The 15,195-nt window shown below is 46.0% G+C and carries 17 protein-coding genes; 3 read left to right on the top strand and 14 right to left on the bottom strand.

What is annotated here, in order from left to right:
• Positions 1-72 precede the first annotated feature (72 nt).
• From XMG59_RS04065 to paaG, 12 genes are all read right to left on the bottom strand, one after another.
• Positions 73-1,401 carry a TRAP transporter large permease gene (locus tag XMG59_RS04065; RefSeq protein WP_173480335.1) on the bottom strand — a complete coding sequence of 443 codons (1,329 nt, stop codon included), beginning with the start codon at positions 1,399-1,401 and terminating at the stop codon, positions 73-75.
• A 12-nt stretch (positions 1,402-1,413) separates the two neighbouring features.
• Positions 1,414-1,944 (bottom strand): TRAP transporter small permease, encoded by a 531-nt coding sequence (locus XMG59_RS04060; protein ID WP_173480336.1) that lies wholly within the window; start codon positions 1,942-1,944, stop codon positions 1,414-1,416.
• Complete coding sequence (locus XMG59_RS04055; RefSeq protein ID WP_173498260.1) at positions 1,941-2,399, bottom strand: DUF3237 domain-containing protein; 459 nt, start codon at positions 2,397-2,399, stop codon at positions 1,941-1,943. Before XMG59_RS04055 ends, XMG59_RS04060 begins: the two co-directional genes overlap by 4 nt.
• A 118-nt stretch (positions 2,400-2,517) precedes the next feature.
• Positions 2,518-4,575 carry a phenylacetic acid degradation bifunctional protein PaaZ gene (paaZ, locus tag XMG59_RS04050; protein WP_173498259.1) on the bottom strand — a complete coding sequence of 686 codons (2,058 nt, stop codon included), beginning with the start codon at positions 4,573-4,575 and terminating at the stop codon, positions 2,518-2,520.
• Positions 4,576-4,603: 28 nt separating this feature from the next.
• Entirely contained in the window at positions 4,604-5,680 is a 1,077-nt protein-coding gene (gene paaE, locus XMG59_RS04045; RefSeq protein WP_173482912.1) for a 1,2-phenylacetyl-CoA epoxidase subunit PaaE, read from the bottom strand.
• Positions 5,681-5,694: 14 nt separating this feature from the next.
• The gene (gene paaD / locus XMG59_RS04040; protein WP_173482911.1) at positions 5,695-6,213 is read right to left on the bottom strand and encodes a 1,2-phenylacetyl-CoA epoxidase subunit PaaD; all 519 of its coding nucleotides are present in this window, start codon (positions 6,211-6,213) and stop codon (positions 5,695-5,697) included.
• On the bottom strand, positions 6,200-6,961 hold the full coding sequence (gene paaC, locus XMG59_RS04035) for a 1,2-phenylacetyl-CoA epoxidase subunit PaaC (protein ID WP_173482910.1): 762 nt from the start codon (positions 6,959-6,961) through the stop codon (positions 6,200-6,202). The genes paaD and paaC overlap by 14 nt, the downstream gene beginning before the upstream one ends.
• Before the next feature lie 8 nt (positions 6,962-6,969).
• Positions 6,970-7,251, bottom strand: coding sequence for a 1,2-phenylacetyl-CoA epoxidase subunit PaaB (paaB, locus tag XMG59_RS04030; RefSeq protein WP_173480342.1), 282 nt, complete (start codon positions 7,249-7,251; stop codon positions 6,970-6,972).
• Between the two features lie 14 nt (positions 7,252-7,265).
• Entirely contained in the window at positions 7,266-8,255 is a 990-nt protein-coding gene (gene paaA, locus XMG59_RS04025) for a 1,2-phenylacetyl-CoA epoxidase subunit PaaA (RefSeq protein WP_173480343.1), read from the bottom strand.
• Between the two features lie 120 nt (positions 8,256-8,375).
• On the bottom strand, positions 8,376-9,683 hold the full coding sequence (gene paaK, locus XMG59_RS04020; RefSeq protein WP_217362003.1) for a phenylacetate--CoA ligase PaaK: 1,308 nt from the start codon (positions 9,681-9,683) through the stop codon (positions 8,376-8,378).
• A gap of 27 nt (positions 9,684-9,710) precedes the next feature.
• Positions 9,711-10,166 carry a hydroxyphenylacetyl-CoA thioesterase PaaI gene (gene paaI, locus XMG59_RS04015; protein WP_173480345.1) on the bottom strand — a complete coding sequence of 152 codons (456 nt, stop codon included), beginning with the start codon at positions 10,164-10,166 and terminating at the stop codon, positions 9,711-9,713.
• Positions 10,167-10,168: 2 nt separating this feature from the next.
• Positions 10,169-10,960, bottom strand: coding sequence for a 2-(1,2-epoxy-1,2-dihydrophenyl)acetyl-CoA isomerase PaaG (paaG, locus tag XMG59_RS04010; protein WP_173482908.1), 792 nt, complete (start codon positions 10,958-10,960; stop codon positions 10,169-10,171).
• A 158-nt stretch (positions 10,961-11,118) separates the two neighbouring features.
• On the opposite strand from paaG, the gene paaX reads away from it, so the two are divergent.
• Positions 11,119-12,042 carry a phenylacetic acid degradation operon negative regulatory protein PaaX gene (paaX, locus tag XMG59_RS04005; protein WP_173498258.1) on the top strand — a complete coding sequence of 308 codons (924 nt, stop codon included), beginning with the start codon at positions 11,119-11,121 and terminating at the stop codon, positions 12,040-12,042.
• Between the two features lie 15 nt (positions 12,043-12,057).
• On the opposite strand, the gene XMG59_RS04000 is transcribed toward paaX, so the two are convergent.
• Together XMG59_RS04000 and XMG59_RS03995 are read right to left on the bottom strand one after the other, a co-directional pair.
• Positions 12,058-13,086 carry an NADP(H)-dependent aldo-keto reductase gene (locus tag XMG59_RS04000; protein ID WP_173482906.1) on the bottom strand — a complete coding sequence of 343 codons (1,029 nt, stop codon included), beginning with the start codon at positions 13,084-13,086 and terminating at the stop codon, positions 12,058-12,060.
• A gap of 14 nt (positions 13,087-13,100) precedes the next feature.
• A complete protein-coding gene (locus tag XMG59_RS03995; RefSeq protein WP_173482905.1) occupies positions 13,101-13,703 on the bottom strand; it encodes a transferase hexapeptide repeat family protein in 603 nt (200 codons plus the stop codon).
• Between the two features lie 82 nt (positions 13,704-13,785).
• On the opposite strand from XMG59_RS03995, the gene XMG59_RS03990 reads away from it, so the two are divergent.
• The gene (locus XMG59_RS03990) at positions 13,786-14,586 is read left to right on the top strand and encodes an enoyl-CoA hydratase-related protein (protein ID WP_173482904.1); all 801 of its coding nucleotides are present in this window, start codon (positions 13,786-13,788) and stop codon (positions 14,584-14,586) included.
• Positions 14,587-14,669: 83 nt separating this feature from the next.
• On the top strand, positions 14,670-15,134 hold the full coding sequence (locus XMG59_RS03985) for a DUF4863 family protein (RefSeq protein ID WP_173495175.1): 465 nt from the start codon (positions 14,670-14,672) through the stop codon (positions 15,132-15,134).
• Positions 15,135-15,195 lie beyond the last annotated feature (61 nt).

Genomic DNA, 15,195 nt, shown 5'->3' with positions numbered 1-15,195 from the left:
GGTTATTTTTATAGTAAAAAAACAGTAAAAGTTATTTTAGGGATGACTTCCACTGCACCTTAGTCGAAACTGTTAACGATATAGCAGATCCGGCAAGAATAGGGTGATCGGTACAAAAGCGACGATCAGTGCTAAGCGTACAATGTCGGCACACCAGAATGGTGTTACGCCTTTAAAGATCGTGCCGGTTTTAATGTCTTTGAGAACAGCGCTGAGGACAAAGACATTCATACCCACCGGCGGTGTAATCAGACTGATCTCTGTCACTACAACCACCACGATGCCATACCAGACAAGATCGAATCCTAGGCTATCAATCAACGGGTAGAACACAGGGACCGTTAGCAGCAGCATTGATAGGCTTTCAAATACCATTCCCAAAAGAATGTAGATGCAAAGAATAACGATAATGACGGCCATGGGAGAGACATCAAGCGACTGCACAAACTCAAGAAGCCAAACGGGTAGACCGGCACGGTTGATGAAGTCAGAGAAGATCAATGCGCCGATGATCACGGCAAATAGCATGGTCGATGTTCGAACGGTATCCGACAGTACTTCGTAGGTTTTCACCAGATTGAGTTGTCCACGAAGTAGGGCGATCAAGAATGCGCCTGCCGCACCAATACCGGCTGCTTCGGTAGGCGTAAAGACGCCTAAGTAGATACCGCCCATTACGATCGTGAACAGCAGAAGTACACCCCAGATGCCTTTCAGTGCCTGCATGCGTTCTGCCCAGGTGAATTTCTCACCGGCTGGGCCCGATTTAGGATTGCGCATAACGACCCAGCGCACAGCTAACATGTAAAGAATGACGCCTAAAAGACCTGGTATAAAACCTGCCGCAAACAGTTCGCGGATACTGGTCTCTGTCAGTAGGCCGTAAATAACAAGGATGACTGACGGTGGTATCAGAATGCCAAGTGTACCGCCCGCTGCAATGGATGCGGTTGCAAGTGAATCGGCATAACCAAACTTACGCATTGGTGGCAGTGCAACCTTGGCCATGGTCGCCGACGTTGCTAGGCTGGAGCCACAAATAGCAGAGAAGCCACCACACGCAACAACCGTAGACATGGCGAGACCGCCGCGACGATGACCCAAAAAAGTATAAGCGGCGTTGTATAGCTCTTGAGACAGGCCTGAGCGAGTGACAAAGTTACCCATTAATATGAACAGAGGGACTACTGAGAGAGAGTACTCCTGTGCCGTCTCAATGACACGGTTAGAAGCCAAAGTCAGTGATGCTTTCCAACGGAAGTCGAAAAGGTTATCAAGAGTTAGGCCCTGTAAAATAGCGAAACCAAAGAACCCGACGATCGCCATCGCAAAGGCGATGGGCATTCGGATGACTAGAATTAAAAAGATAAGGAGCGCGAAGCCTATAATTACTGCGGTCATCGTGATAAATCCTTAATGCTTCTCTTTGTATATACGATAGATGCCATAGGTGATCATACCCAGTGCAGTGAACCAACTCATGACGGCGATGTACTCAATTAGATAGCCTACTGGTAGTTCCAAGTATTCTGTTACCTCGCCTCGGCGCAGTTTTCGTGCACCCAGTTGCCAAATACGTACACCGACAACGTAGAAGGAGGTTGAGATCGCCAGTGCCGAAAACATAGCCAGAATACGCACGATTTTGTGGCCAAGTGTTGAGTCTAAAAGGTCCACTAAAATGTGTCCTCCACGCCATGTCACAACAGGCATTTCGGCGAAGATAATGATGGCAAGACCTAGTTGGGTGATCTCAAAAGCACCATCAACCCCATTGTTGAAGAGGTAACGGCCGAAGACATCGGCAACGGTCAACATCATTAAAAAGAAGAGGCCACAAGCCGCTATGACTTCTAAGCCAAAAGCGATCCATCTGAAGGGGCCGGGCTCTGGGTAGTGTTGATCTAGCCACTCCGCGCGGCTAAGGGTAGTCTCGTTACTCATATGACCTCAAAAAAATCGATCTCTACACAGTCAGGTTTACGAACACCCGTGCCGATAAACAGACGTTCCGTAATCCACTGAAAGCGTTCGGCACTGGTTTCAAAAATAGGGGTGCACTTGAAGTAGACTTCGCTTGGATCGACGGGGATTCCATCGATGATCTTTTGTGTTACTTCTGGATCAGCAGCGCGCAGTGCTCGATTCTGTACAAATATGGTCTCGCCATCATCCGACTCAAGCACATAACGTGCATCCAGTTCGGCTAATCCTGGTGAAACGATACGTTGAAAGTCAGCACCACCAGGTAAAACACGGCCATTCCAGCCCTTACCTTGAACGGTGCCACCTGTAATCGGAATCACTCTGCGCGTGCCAAATTGTGCTGCACCTATCTCCTGGGGTGTAGCAATTTCAACACGCAGTGATGCGAAGTGCTTTAACTGTGGAATATCCATTAACGCTATACTCTATTTATTATCTGTAGTTTTTGGATACGAAGCTTATTGTTTAGGTGTACAACATATCACGTGTCGTCTCTAAATCTATGCACTTTTCCAACTAATTCACAAAAAATTATGGCTTTTGCGATTTTTGAACAAGGGTCAGGATATCGTAGCTTGCGACAAGCTCACCGTTTTGATTAACGACTTCGACATCCCAAGAGACAACACCGATAGCATCGCCTTTGTTGTTGACTTTACCTTGGTCAATTTTCGTCTTGCATGTGATTCTAGCTTGTATGGTATCGCCGATACCAACAGGGTTTACGAATCTGAGTGTGTCTAAACCATAGTTGGCCAGGACAGGCCCTACACCCGGATCAACGAATAGGCCAGCGGCCGCTGAAAGCACAAAATAGCCATGAGCGATGCGTTTCTCGAACATGGAGTCACAGGCCGCTTGCTCATCGAAGTGCATGTAAAAATGATCGCCTGAGAGGCATCCAAAATTAACAATATCAGCTTCTGTAACCGTTCTTCTGTGAGTTAATAGAGTCTGACCGATCTCGAGCTCATCGAAATGGTAACGGAATGGATGAAGCGGTTTTTCGATTTTGTCTGCGCCACGGACATATTGGCCTGTCACCGCCATCAGCATCGTTGGTGATCCTTGAACAGAAGCACGTTGCATGTAGTGTTTAACCGCTCGAATTCCGCCTAGTTCTTCACCGCCGCCAGCTCGACCTGGTCCGCCATGTTTAAGCATGGGTAACGGTGACCCGTGACCAGTAGATTCTTTTGATGAACGTTCGTCCAAAATGTGAACGCGTCCATGCCATACAGCCAGTTTAGGTGCTACCACGCCTGCGATGGCAGGGTCTTTAGTGGTTAATGTTGTCACCAAAGAGCCTTTGCCGCGTGCAGCGAGTGTGCAAGCGTGATCAACGTCTCTGTACGGCATCAGTGTGCTAACAGGTCCAAAAGGTTCAATATCGTGAGCCCCTCCCTCTGCGTCTGGAGAGGTGTTTAGTAGCAATGTAGGTTCAAAGAACGCGCCCTTTTCAGTGCCTTCACCAAAGGGTTTGCACTCTGCACCTCTACCAAGAAGCACGTCGCTGCTGGACATCAACATCTCTAGTTTTTCTTGTACATCACGCTGCTGATCTATTGAAGCAAGGGCTCCCATTCGAACACCTTCAATCGTTGGATCACCTAAAGTCGTTTTACCCAGTCTCTGTGTTAATGCACCTGAAACCGGTTCGATAAGATGCTCTGGGACTAGGATACGACGGATTGCAGTACATTTTTGTCCTGCTTTGACCGTCATCTCACGCGCCACCTCTTTAACAAAAAGCTCGAATTCCGCATCCTCTGGTGTCACATCAGGTGCTAGGATCGCACAGTTTAATGAGTCTGCCTCTGCATTGAATGGAATAGAGTGATTTAGAATGTTCGCATTGCTTTTTAACATCCGAGCGGTGTCTGCAGAGCCGGTAAAGGTTACGATGTCTTGAGAATCAAGTCGATCCAACAGGTCACCTGTAGACCCTATGATCAGTTGTATAGATCCTAATGGAAGCAGATTAGATTGATGCATCAGCTTCACGCACGCCTCGGTTAAGTAAGAGGTTTGCGAGGCAGGTTTAACGATAGCGGGCACGCCAGCAAGAAAATTGGGGGCGAATTTTTCTAACATTCCCCAAATAGGAAAGTTAAATGCATTGATGTGAACCGCAGCACCTTGCTTCGGAACTAGGATGTGGCTGCCAAAAAATTGTCCGACCTTACCCAGTTGGACAGGATCTCCCTCGTGAAGTGTATTGCCAGAGGGGAGTTCATTACGCCCCATGCTTGAATAAGCAAACAGTGTTGCAATACCACCTTCTATATCGATCCAGCTGTCATTTCTTGTAGCACCAGTATGAGCAGAAATCTGATAAAGAGACTCTTTGTGCTCCATCAGATATTTGCCTAGGTTTCTCAACACCGTGGCTCGTTGTTGAAAATCGAGAGCCAACAGACTTTTGTGACCAATCGTCTTTGCGTAGTCCAGACTTGAACTAAAATCTATTGCTTCAGAGTGAGTAGAAAAGACGGCATCACCATTAATTGCACTATTGAGTGTTTGATGAGCATTCTGACCAATCCATTGGCCTGCGATGAAACTTTGAACGATTGGTGTTGATGACATGATAAATCCGTTTATTGATTATAGTTTTTTATATTTGATCGAAATCTAGAACGACTTTGTCGCTTATTGGGTATGATTGGCAGGAGAGTACAAACCCCTCTTTGACCTCATAGTCTTCAAGCCCGATGCTAACATCCATCTCAACCTGACCCTCAACCACCTTGCATTTGCAGGTTGAGCAGACGCCTGCTTTACAAGAGTAGGGCAACTCTGCACCTTGTTCATTCGCTGCATCTAGGATGTTTTGAGTGTTCTGGGCAAGATCAAACTGCTTAACATGCCCATCGCGCATGATTTCAATGCTAGATAGGTGTGTTGCACGCTCAGCGGCTTCTGTTCGCTGTGCTCTTTTTTCACTACCCTGAGTCGTTCCGAAGAGCTCAAAATGAACGTTTTGCTTCGCGACTCCCGCTTTAATAAGTGATTCACTCACGGTTTCTGTCATTGATTGAGGACCACAAATAAAGACATCCGTTAATTGCTTAACATCGATCCATTTAGAGAAGAGGGCTTCACATTTCTCTGCGTCGATATGACCGTTATAAAGGTCTATGTCCTGTTGTTCGCGACTGAAGATGAAAATGAGATTTAAACGTCCCATGTAACTGTTTTTAAGATCTTCCAATTGATCTTTGAACATGGTGGAACCCGTCGCTCTGTTGCCATATATCAGTGTGACGCGGCTTTTTGGCTCCGATCTCAAAATGGTTTTGACCTGCGATAGAATAGGTGTGATACCACTGCCTGCTGCCATTAAAAGATAGTTACCTGAGCGCTCTTCATTAAGATCGGTATAGAAGTGCCCCATGGGTTCCATGACATCAATTTCATCCCCAATTGCCAACTGATCATTGGCAAAGTTGGAGAACAAACCGTCAGGCACTCGCTTTACAGCAACTCTAAGCTCGTTGTCATGGACACCACTGCAGATTGAATAAGAGCGGCGTACCTCTTCGTTATTGATGTTAGCTTTTAATGTTAGGTATTGACCTTGATTAAATCGAAAACGTTCCTGAATCTCGCACGGTACTTCGAAAGCTAACGAGACTGAGTCGCGTGTCTCTTCTGTGCGATCAGCAATTTTTAAACGGTGGAAGTTGCTCATTTTATCTCCCTAGCTTAGATGCATTTGAAGTAATCAAATGGTTCTAGACAGTCGTTACATTGGTACAGCGCTTTACACGCTGTGGAACCAAATTCTGTAATCTCTTTCGTATTGCTACTATCACAAACTGGACAAGGAATCGCTTGATCGAGTTGTGGCTTGTCAGCACTGCCGATGGGCGGTGCTATGCCATACTCTTTTAAACGGAGGCGACCGCGTTCTGTGATCCAGTCTGTCGTCCAAGCGGGTGCAAGTCTTTGCTCAATAGTAACGGCATTGAACCCCGAATCTTCAAGGGCTCGTTTAGCGCTCTGTTCAATGTGCTCTGTGGCTGGACAACCGGAATAGGTTGGCGTTAAAACGACTTGTAATAGTCCACCAACGGGTGTGATTTCGCGAACAATACCCAAGTCAGTAAGACTCACAACCGGTACTTCCGGATCCATGACTTCATCCAGAACTGACCAAGCTAACTTAATTGACTCTTCTGTCAGCTCAGGTCGATCAGTTGCAATCAACTCACCAGCTTGCATTCGGGTATGCTCGTTGTAAAAACTGCATCTCAGCTAAGATAAAACCAAGGCTTTCTGTATGCAGACCCTTAGCTCCACTGAGGTAGTTGTTATCAGCAGCCTCAGGTTGCATCAGTGTTGCTTCAGTTAATGTCTTTGAGATGATCGCGTGCCAATCACTGCAAAGATCATTTACACCTGGTGCAATACCAGATGAATCCAATGTCTTGAACAGTTCGCACGGCTTGGCTGGCTCGAATGTGAAATGCCAGATTTTGTCTAATGCGGATTGCATGCGTTCGTGGCTTTCAGAAGTGCCGTCGCCCAGTCGTTTTATCCATTCACTCGAACGACGGATATGATAACTAGACTCTTTAAGGGACTTAGCCGCGATGCCCGCTATTTTCTCATCAGATGAACTACACAGTTTTTCAAGAAGAGGATAGTGCCAAGCATCAAATAGAAACTGCTTAGCCATCGTCATCGCAAAGTCACCGTTTGGCTGTTCAACAATTAGAAGATTTCTGTACTCGCCTTGGTCTCTCAGGAAGACCAGATCGTCGGCTGTGCGACCATCACCAATACGTTCAGCGGCATACTCTAACCAGTTACGCGCTTGTCCGACTAGATCAAGGCCGACATTCATCAATGCGACTTCTTCTTCAAGAGCGGGTGCTCCTCCAACAAGTTCACACAGACGCTGGGCCTGTATCATGGCGCTATCGCCAAGTTGAAGCAGAAGTTCCGTTGTATCATCAAAACGTTTCATAGGGGCCTCTACATGTGTCCAACTTCATCAGGCAGTTTGTAAAAGCCAGCATGTCGGTAAATTTTGTCATCGGATGGATCGAATAACGCCTCTTTTTCATCCGTTGCTGTGGCCGTTATCGATGCAGATGGTACGACCCAAATACTCACTCCCTCGTTGCGTCGTGTATATAGATCGCGCGCGTTCTCGATAGCCATCTCAGAATCCGCGGCATGCACACTCCCGACATGCTTATGGTTTAGGCCGTGTTTACTTCGGATAAACACTTCAAATAGGGTCCAATCAGCCATAGTAGTTCTCCAAATTAAGCAGCATTACGCTGTTGTTTTTTGTTGGCGTAAGCAACAGCAGCTTCACGAACCCAAGCGCCTTCATCAATCGCCTTTTTACGCTGGGCAACACGCTCTTTATTACAAGGGCCGTTACCTTTGAGTACTTCGAAGAACTCTGTCCAATCGATTTCTCCATATTCCCAATGTCCGGTCTCTTCATTAAATTTCAGATCAGGGTCAGGCGCAGTACAGCCTAGAATTTGCAGTTGTGGAATGGTTTGATCGATAAAACGCTGGCGTAGCTCATCATTTGAGTGACGTTTGATTTTCCAAGCCATTGATTGGGCGCTATTGGGTGAGTGAGCATCGGATGGCCCAAACATCATCAGTACAGGCCACCAGAAACGGTTAATGGAGTCTTGAACCATCTCCTTTTGAGCGTCGTTTCCTTCGCGCATAAGGTGCAGAAGAATTTCATAGCCCTGGCGTTGGTGGAAACTCTCCTCTTTGCAGACTCGGATCATTGCTCGAGAGTAGGGTCCATAAGAGGTTCTTTGCAAAGGTACTTGGTTCACTATGGCCGCACCATCGACAAGCCAACCAATGGTTCCCATATCAGCCCAGTTCAAAGTAGGGTAGTTGAAAATACTGGAGTATTTCGCCTTGCCCTCGTGCATTTTTTGGACCTCTTCATCACGATCAGCGCCCAGTGTTTCCATAGCACTGTACAGGTACAGACCATGCCCGGCTTCATCTTGAATTTTGGCCATTAATTGAAGTTTTCGCTTTAAGGTAGGGGCGCGGGTCACCCAGTTGCCCTCAGGCAGCATGCCCACGATTTCTGAATGCGCATGTTGTGAAATTTGACGTATCAGTGTTTTCCGGTATGCCTCTGGCATCCAGTTCTTAGGTTCAATCTTTATTTCCGCGTCAATACGAGCCTGAAATGCCTGTTCTTCTGATGACATCTCTGTAGTTGATTTGACACTTTTAACACCGGTTTCAACCATCTGTGCGTACATAACAGACCTCTCTTTAAATGATTCAAGTCATCATATCAAAAGCGACACTAAAAAATAACAAGTATTTAAATTTTTGTATCGCATTTGGGCTCAAGTTCACACGATATTGCGTGTGTTCATTTATCGCTCATCAAATACGCGCTGTGCTTTACCTTCTGAACGAGCTATGGACCCTATGTCTCGAAGTTGAACACCGATACTGATGCCGACTGACGATTTTACATGATGCTTCAATGCCGCGATTTGTTGAGCCGTTGTCTCCTCAGGTTGTTGAGCAAACTCTGAACGTAACTCTATATGAACCATCATGCTGTCCATGTTTCCTTCGCGGTGCAGGTGGATTTCGTAATTTTCCGAGAATTGCGGAACTTTACAAACCTCTTCCTCAATTTGAGTAGGAAATACGTTTACACCGCGAATGATCATCATGTCATCACTACGGCCGGTGATTTTATCGATTCGACGCATAGGGCGAGCGGTACCCGGAAGAAGCCTTGTCAGGTCTCGCGTTCGATAGCGCAGCATAGGCAAAGCTTCTTTGCTCAGGGTTGTGAAGACTAATTCACCAAGCTCACCATCGGGCAGTACTTCACCGGTTTCAGGGTTAATAATCTCGGGGTAGAAGTGATCTTCCCATACTGTGGGTCCATCCTGTGTTTCGCCACACTCTTGTGCTACACCTGGTCCCATGATCTCTGAGAGACCGTAGATATCGGTAGCCGTGATGCCAAGACGTCGCTGCATGGAAAGACGAAGATCATTTGTCCAAGGCTCAGCACCAAATATCCCGAGTTTTAGACTCAATTGATGTGGGTCGATACCCTGTCTCTCCATCTCATCGGCAATATTGAGCATGTAAGAGGGTGTGACCATAATGATGTCAGGATTGAAATCCCTAATTAAGCGAACCTGCTTTTCTGTCTGTCCACCGGACATAGGGATGACAGTACAGCCAAGCCGCTCTGCACCATAGTGGGCGCCTAGACCACCCGTAAATAGACCGTATCCATACGATACATGAACCTTATCGCCCGGTTTTCCTCCTGCCGCACGAATCGATCGTGCTACGAGATTGGCCCAGTGATCGATATCATTTTTAGTATAACCCACCACAGTTGGATTACCTGTTGTGCCACTTGAAGCATGAAGTCGCACGATCTGATCCATGGGCGTTGCAAACAACCCAAATGGGTAGTGGTCTCTCAAGTCACTCTTGGTGGTAAATGGGATAATAGATAAATCATCCAGTGTTTTGATGTCTGAAGGGTGTATACCTTTATCATCAAAGCGCTTTTTGTATAGAGCGACATTATCATAAGCGTGAGATACGCTTTTCTTTAAACGATCTAGTTGTGTGGCGCGAAGCTCATCAATACTGGCCCGTTCCATCGGGTCCAGTTGATCTGGTGTGAAAGAGGTATCAACCATCATTGCTTAATTCCTTTTAAAATCTTGTTATGAGTGCTCACTTTCCGGAAGAACAGTTCCTTTTAAGGCATAGGATTTGCCTCTAAAAATCGCAATTAATTTATTATCTTGATTACGTATCTCAACATCATAATTACCCGTACGCCCTGATCGACTTCTCTCTTGTGCAGTTGCAGTTAAATGATCACCCATCAAACCAGGTGCAACGTAGTCGATGCTGCAACCTATCGCAACGCAGGGCTGATTGTAGGTATTACAGGCGAGTGCAAAGGCTGAGTCAGCCAGTGTGAACAGATAACCACCATGACATGTATTGTGGCCCTGTACCATAAAGTCTTTAACGAACATCGACATAGAGGCTTGACCAGGTGACACGCTGCTCATCTTCATTTCAAGATGATTGGTTGCAGTATCACGGGAATAGAGCTCCTTTGCGCAGGCTTCAGCAAGCTCTTGTGCTGTTTGAGATCTTGAATCCTTCATAATTAGCAACCTTTATAGTCAGGCTGGCGCTTTTCAATGAAGGCGTTAACACCCTCTTTATAATCATCTGAATTGCCAAGACGGGTCTGTATGTCTCGTTCAACGTCCAATTGATCCTCAAGGGAATTGTTAAAGCTTAGGTCCAGTGCCTGCTTTGTTTTGGCCAGCGCTAGTGTGGGTTGTGTCGCCAGTTGCTTTGCGAACGCGATCGATTCTTCATGAAGGAGGTCGTCGTCAACGGCTTTAAATATTAGGCCCCAATCAACGGCTTGTTCGGCGCTTAAAGGGTTCCCAAGCATAGCGAGTTGCTTCGCACGTGCCAGGCCAACCAAACGAGGTAATAGCCATGTGCCGGCTGAATCGGGTATCAGACCTATCTTACAAAAGGCTTGAACAAACTTAGCGGATTTAGCAGCGATAACGAAATCACACGCCAGTGGAATATTGGCACCTGCGCCTGCTGCGATGCCATTGACTGCACAAACGACGGGTTTTTCCATGTGGTAGAGACGTTTTACAGTGTTATTGTAGTAGGACTCGATAACATTTCCGAGGTTTGGCATTGGCTCAGCAGGCTTAACCATAGCATCAGAGAGATCCTGACCAGCGCAAAAAGCACGTCCAGCACCGGTTAAATAAACAGCTCTTACTTGAGAGTCCTTGGCGGCTGAATCCAATGCTAAATGCAGCGAATGATGCATTGCTTCATTAAAACTGTTTAAAGTGTCTGGTCTGTTGAGTGTAATCATAGCTACACCCTCAGACACCTCATATATGATATCGGTTAAATTCATTACTTAGACTCGTGCTCTTGTCGTTATTCATTAATGCACAGAAATTAAGTACCCGTGTACTGGATACTTTGTTAACGTATCTAAATATGCCGTAAAAAAAGATACATTTCAAATTATGCTTTCTGTATTTTTGTATCGCTTTATTTGGAAATAGATTAATGCAACAAACCTTATGCGCCGATTTGTGCATCCAGCGCTTTCAATCTCAAACACCTCTCAGGGTGCCTTCTCTTATTATTAGTGTTTGGGGAGATTCGATTGTTGCCCATGGTGGTGAAGTATGGCTCGGAAGTCTGATTCGACTTTTGGAACCCTTTGGTATCAATGAACGTTTGATGCGAACATCCGTTTTTCGCCTGACACAAGAGGGCTGGCTCCTATCCCATAAAGTGGGACGCAAAAGCTTTTATCGACTAAGCCCTGATGGTGAGTACCGTTTTAGTGCAGCGTTTAATCGCGTCTATCGGCTGAATGTCCCTCAGTGGCAAGGAGTTTGGACGTTATTGCTAATCTCCGCTCTAACTGCAGATGAGAAAAAGTCGCTTTCAGATGATTTATCACTCAGCGGCTTTGGCTCACTCAGTAACTCTGTACTAGCCTTTCCTCAAGCCGATCGCGATGACGTCATATCAATCCTGAGAGAAAATGGATTAGCTGATAGAGTGGTTCTGTTCGAATCTCAGGTAGTGAATGAAAGTGAACAAGCATTTCGAAATCTTATTTGGCAGGGCTGGGGTCTGAAGTCTTTGAATGACGCCTATATTGATTTTGTCGATTTCTATCAGTCTCTTAATGCCCCTGCGATGCATGCTCAGCTTCAAGATCCCAAAACGGCATTCATTACTCGAACGCTCATGATTCATGAATATCGAAAACTGGCACTAAGAGACCCTTCTTTTCCTGATCAAATACTCGGCAGCCGATGGCTAGGCAATGAAGCTAGAAGCTTATGTGCATCACTTTATAAGCAACTGACACCGGCGGCCCATCATTGGATTATCAATGAGTTAGAGGGGAGGCAGGGTAAATTGCCGCCGATATCCAATGATTTTTTGAATAGATTCGACGGCATTAATGTTTAAATTTGGATTCCAGGGCTAAGGTGCAGGGTTTGGTTGTGAGTTATGAATCTTGTTAATTGCTTTTAGCTGATCTTTATCCAACACTAACGCTTCACTAACAATGTTGGATTTCAGTTGTTCCATTGTAGTTGCACCAATGATCGTTGAGAGAACAAAGGGTTGTTGGTTAACAAATGCCAGTGCCATTTGGGAAGGTTCCATCCCCCACTGCTCTGCAAGCTGACAGTACGCTTCGATTGTTGTTTCACACTCTTTGCTTGAGTAACGCGCGAAACGTTCAAAAAGAGTGATTCGAGCGTTTTCAGGCTTGGCTCCATTTCGATATTTACCACTCAGGGCTCCAAATGCCATGGGCGAATAGGCCATTAAACCGACGTCCTCCCTATGGGATACTTCGGCCATGCCAATTTCATACACACGACTCAACAAGTTGTAAGGATTTTGAACCGTTTCGATTTTAGGGAGTCCCTGTGTTCGAGCGAGCTCTAAATACCGCATAGTTCCCCACGGATTCTCATTTGAAAGCCCAATTGAGCGAATTTTTCCGCTCTTAATCAGTATGTTCAGAGCCTCTAGAGTTTCATGAATCGGGGTGTCATCGGTTTCGCGGTGGCGATAGCCAAGCTGACCAAATATATTCGTACTTCGCTCTGGCCAGTGTAGCTGGTAAAGATCAATGTAATCTGTCTGCATTCTGCGAAGACTGTCATCGACCGCTTTGGTTAAGTACTCTAAATTGTGTTTTGGGCCGCCGCGGAGATACTCCATGCTGGCGCCGGATCCAGCTGCCTTAGTTGCTATTACCCAATCCTCTCGATGTCCATTCTTTGCAAACCAAGTACCAATGATCTCTTCAGATCGGCCAGCTGTCTCAGCAACAGGGGGAACAGGGTACATTTCAGCACAGTCCATGAAGTTGATGCCTTGATCCATTGAGTATTGGATCTGTTCGTGGGCTTCTGCTTCACTGTTCTGCTCACCCCAAGTCATAGTGCCTAGGCAGAGCTTGGATACCTTTTTTCCATCAATGCGGGTTAGTGACATGTTTAATTCCTTAACTACTTAACGGTGTCCTGTTTTGGTAAAACTTTCTCACCAATACTGATCGTTTTTCTATTTGGCTCAGCTTCTGTGAGTGGCTCTACTTCTACACATGATTTGAGAGACTCTTTCGCCAGTGCAATATAAGCCTCTGTGCCTTTGTGTTTCCAAGCCATCTCTTGCTCTGATAGTTCGCGCACTACTTTTGCGGGTGTTCCCAAAATCATCGAACCCTCAGGAAAAGAGTCCCCTGTTTTTACAAAGCTGTGAGCCCCGACAAAGCTTCTAGCACCGATCTCGACTTTATCCATGACGGTTGCGCTCATACCTACCAGTACACCTTCACGGATGGTGCATCCATGCAATATTGCACCATGCCCTATGTGGCCATAATCCTCGACAACAACCGTGATATCTTGGAAGCTGTGGACCACTACGCAGTCTTGGATATTGACACCCTTGCCTAGTTTGATGGCTCCAAAATCACCTCGCAGGCTTGCCAGAGGTCCTACGTAGCAATCTTCACCAATGTGTACATCACCCAAAACGACAGCTGTTGGATGAACATAGGCGCTAGGGTGAATGACGGGTGTGACACCTGCTAATTGATAGATGGGCATGTTACTTTACCAATATTATTTTGATTGAATGTGTAATATATTGCATGTTTGGTTTTATTGATAGTCAGTTCGAAGGTTTGGTATGGATACTCTAGAAAATCTTAATAGCGATCGTTTTCCGTCGCTTAATCTTTCACTTCATGGATCCGTGTTGTTGATTCAATTCAACAGACCTCGTGAGCTCAATGCGTTATCGACTGATATGTTGGGTCAAATAGCGACGTGTTTGGTCGAGGCGGATGCTGATACCAACATTTCGGTGATGGTCCTAACGGGTGATGAACGAGCTTTTGCTGCGGGTGCTGATATTGATGAGTTGCAACGTAAAACAGGCGCGGACGTAGCAACCGATCCGCGAAATCAACACTGGGCAGCTATACGACAACTACAAAAGCCTTTACTCGGTGCCGTTAACGGCTTTTGTTTGGGTGGCGGTAATGAATTGGCTATGCTGTGTGATTTCTTGGTAGCAGGCAATAATGCTAAGTTCGGACAGCCCGAGGTTAATCTTGCTATCTTGCCGGGAGCAGGGGGTACTCAAAGACTTGCTACCCTTGTTGGAAAGGGGAAAGCGATGCGCTGGTGTTTAACGGGCGAGTTTATTGATGCCAATGAGGCTCTCTCTTGTGGTTTGGTAACAGAAGTCTGTCAACCCGAGCTAACGATCGAAAAGACTTTGGATATTGCTAAGTTGATCTCAACCAAAGCACCACTTGCAGTTATCGAAAATAAGAGAGCTATTAAAGCAGCCGTTGATCTGCCACTTGATGCAGGTTTGGATGCTGAGCGCTCATCATTTTCTCGTCTTCTTGACAGTGAAGATAAGCATGAGGGTATTTCTGCTTTTAAGGAAAAACGACGCCCTAATTATCAGGGGAAATAACAATATGAAATATATTGCATTGACTTATCTCAAAGATAATGCAACATATAGCCTATAACAATATATAAAATAGGCTTCAGATTATGAATCAAGCGCGTTTCCACGACCTTATTGCGCCGGTGACCCAGTGGTTGGCTGGCCGTGATATTTCTCCTGCCCTAACCGACTCCCTCAACTCAGAGTTTGCCAGTGACAGTGAATGGTTTTCTGAACTCAAAAGTCTCTGCTCCATCGGTGTAGATGAGGGGTGGCTGTGCCAATACGAGGCTGGCGGCATCAAATATGGTCGGGTGTTTAAGCCTAGTAATGACCTTGCAGGTTTCAGCGTCGATGTTGTGCTGATGAATGATGTGGTTGGTCCGCATCACTCGCATCCTAATGGTGAAGTGGATCTGGTTATTCCATTGAACGAAGGCGCTGCATTTGATGGCACCGATCATGGTTGGAAAGTTTACTCACCTGGCAGTGCGCATAAACCGACAGTGGCCAACGGTGAAGCCTTTGTCATCTATCTGTTGCCTGATGGTGCAATAGAGTTTACTCGATAATTCTAAAAATAATTTCTCTTAAGACGGTCCTTAGAACTGTCATTAATAATAAAGGAATCAA

The sequence above is a fragment of the Marinobacterium sp. xm-g-59 genome (genome assembly GCF_013283315.1).
Lineage (GTDB): Bacteria > Pseudomonadota > Gammaproteobacteria > Pseudomonadales > Balneatricaceae > Marinobacterium_E.
The sequence above is the reverse complement of the archived record's forward strand: the minus strand, read 5'-3'. Positions and strand labels throughout refer to the sequence as shown.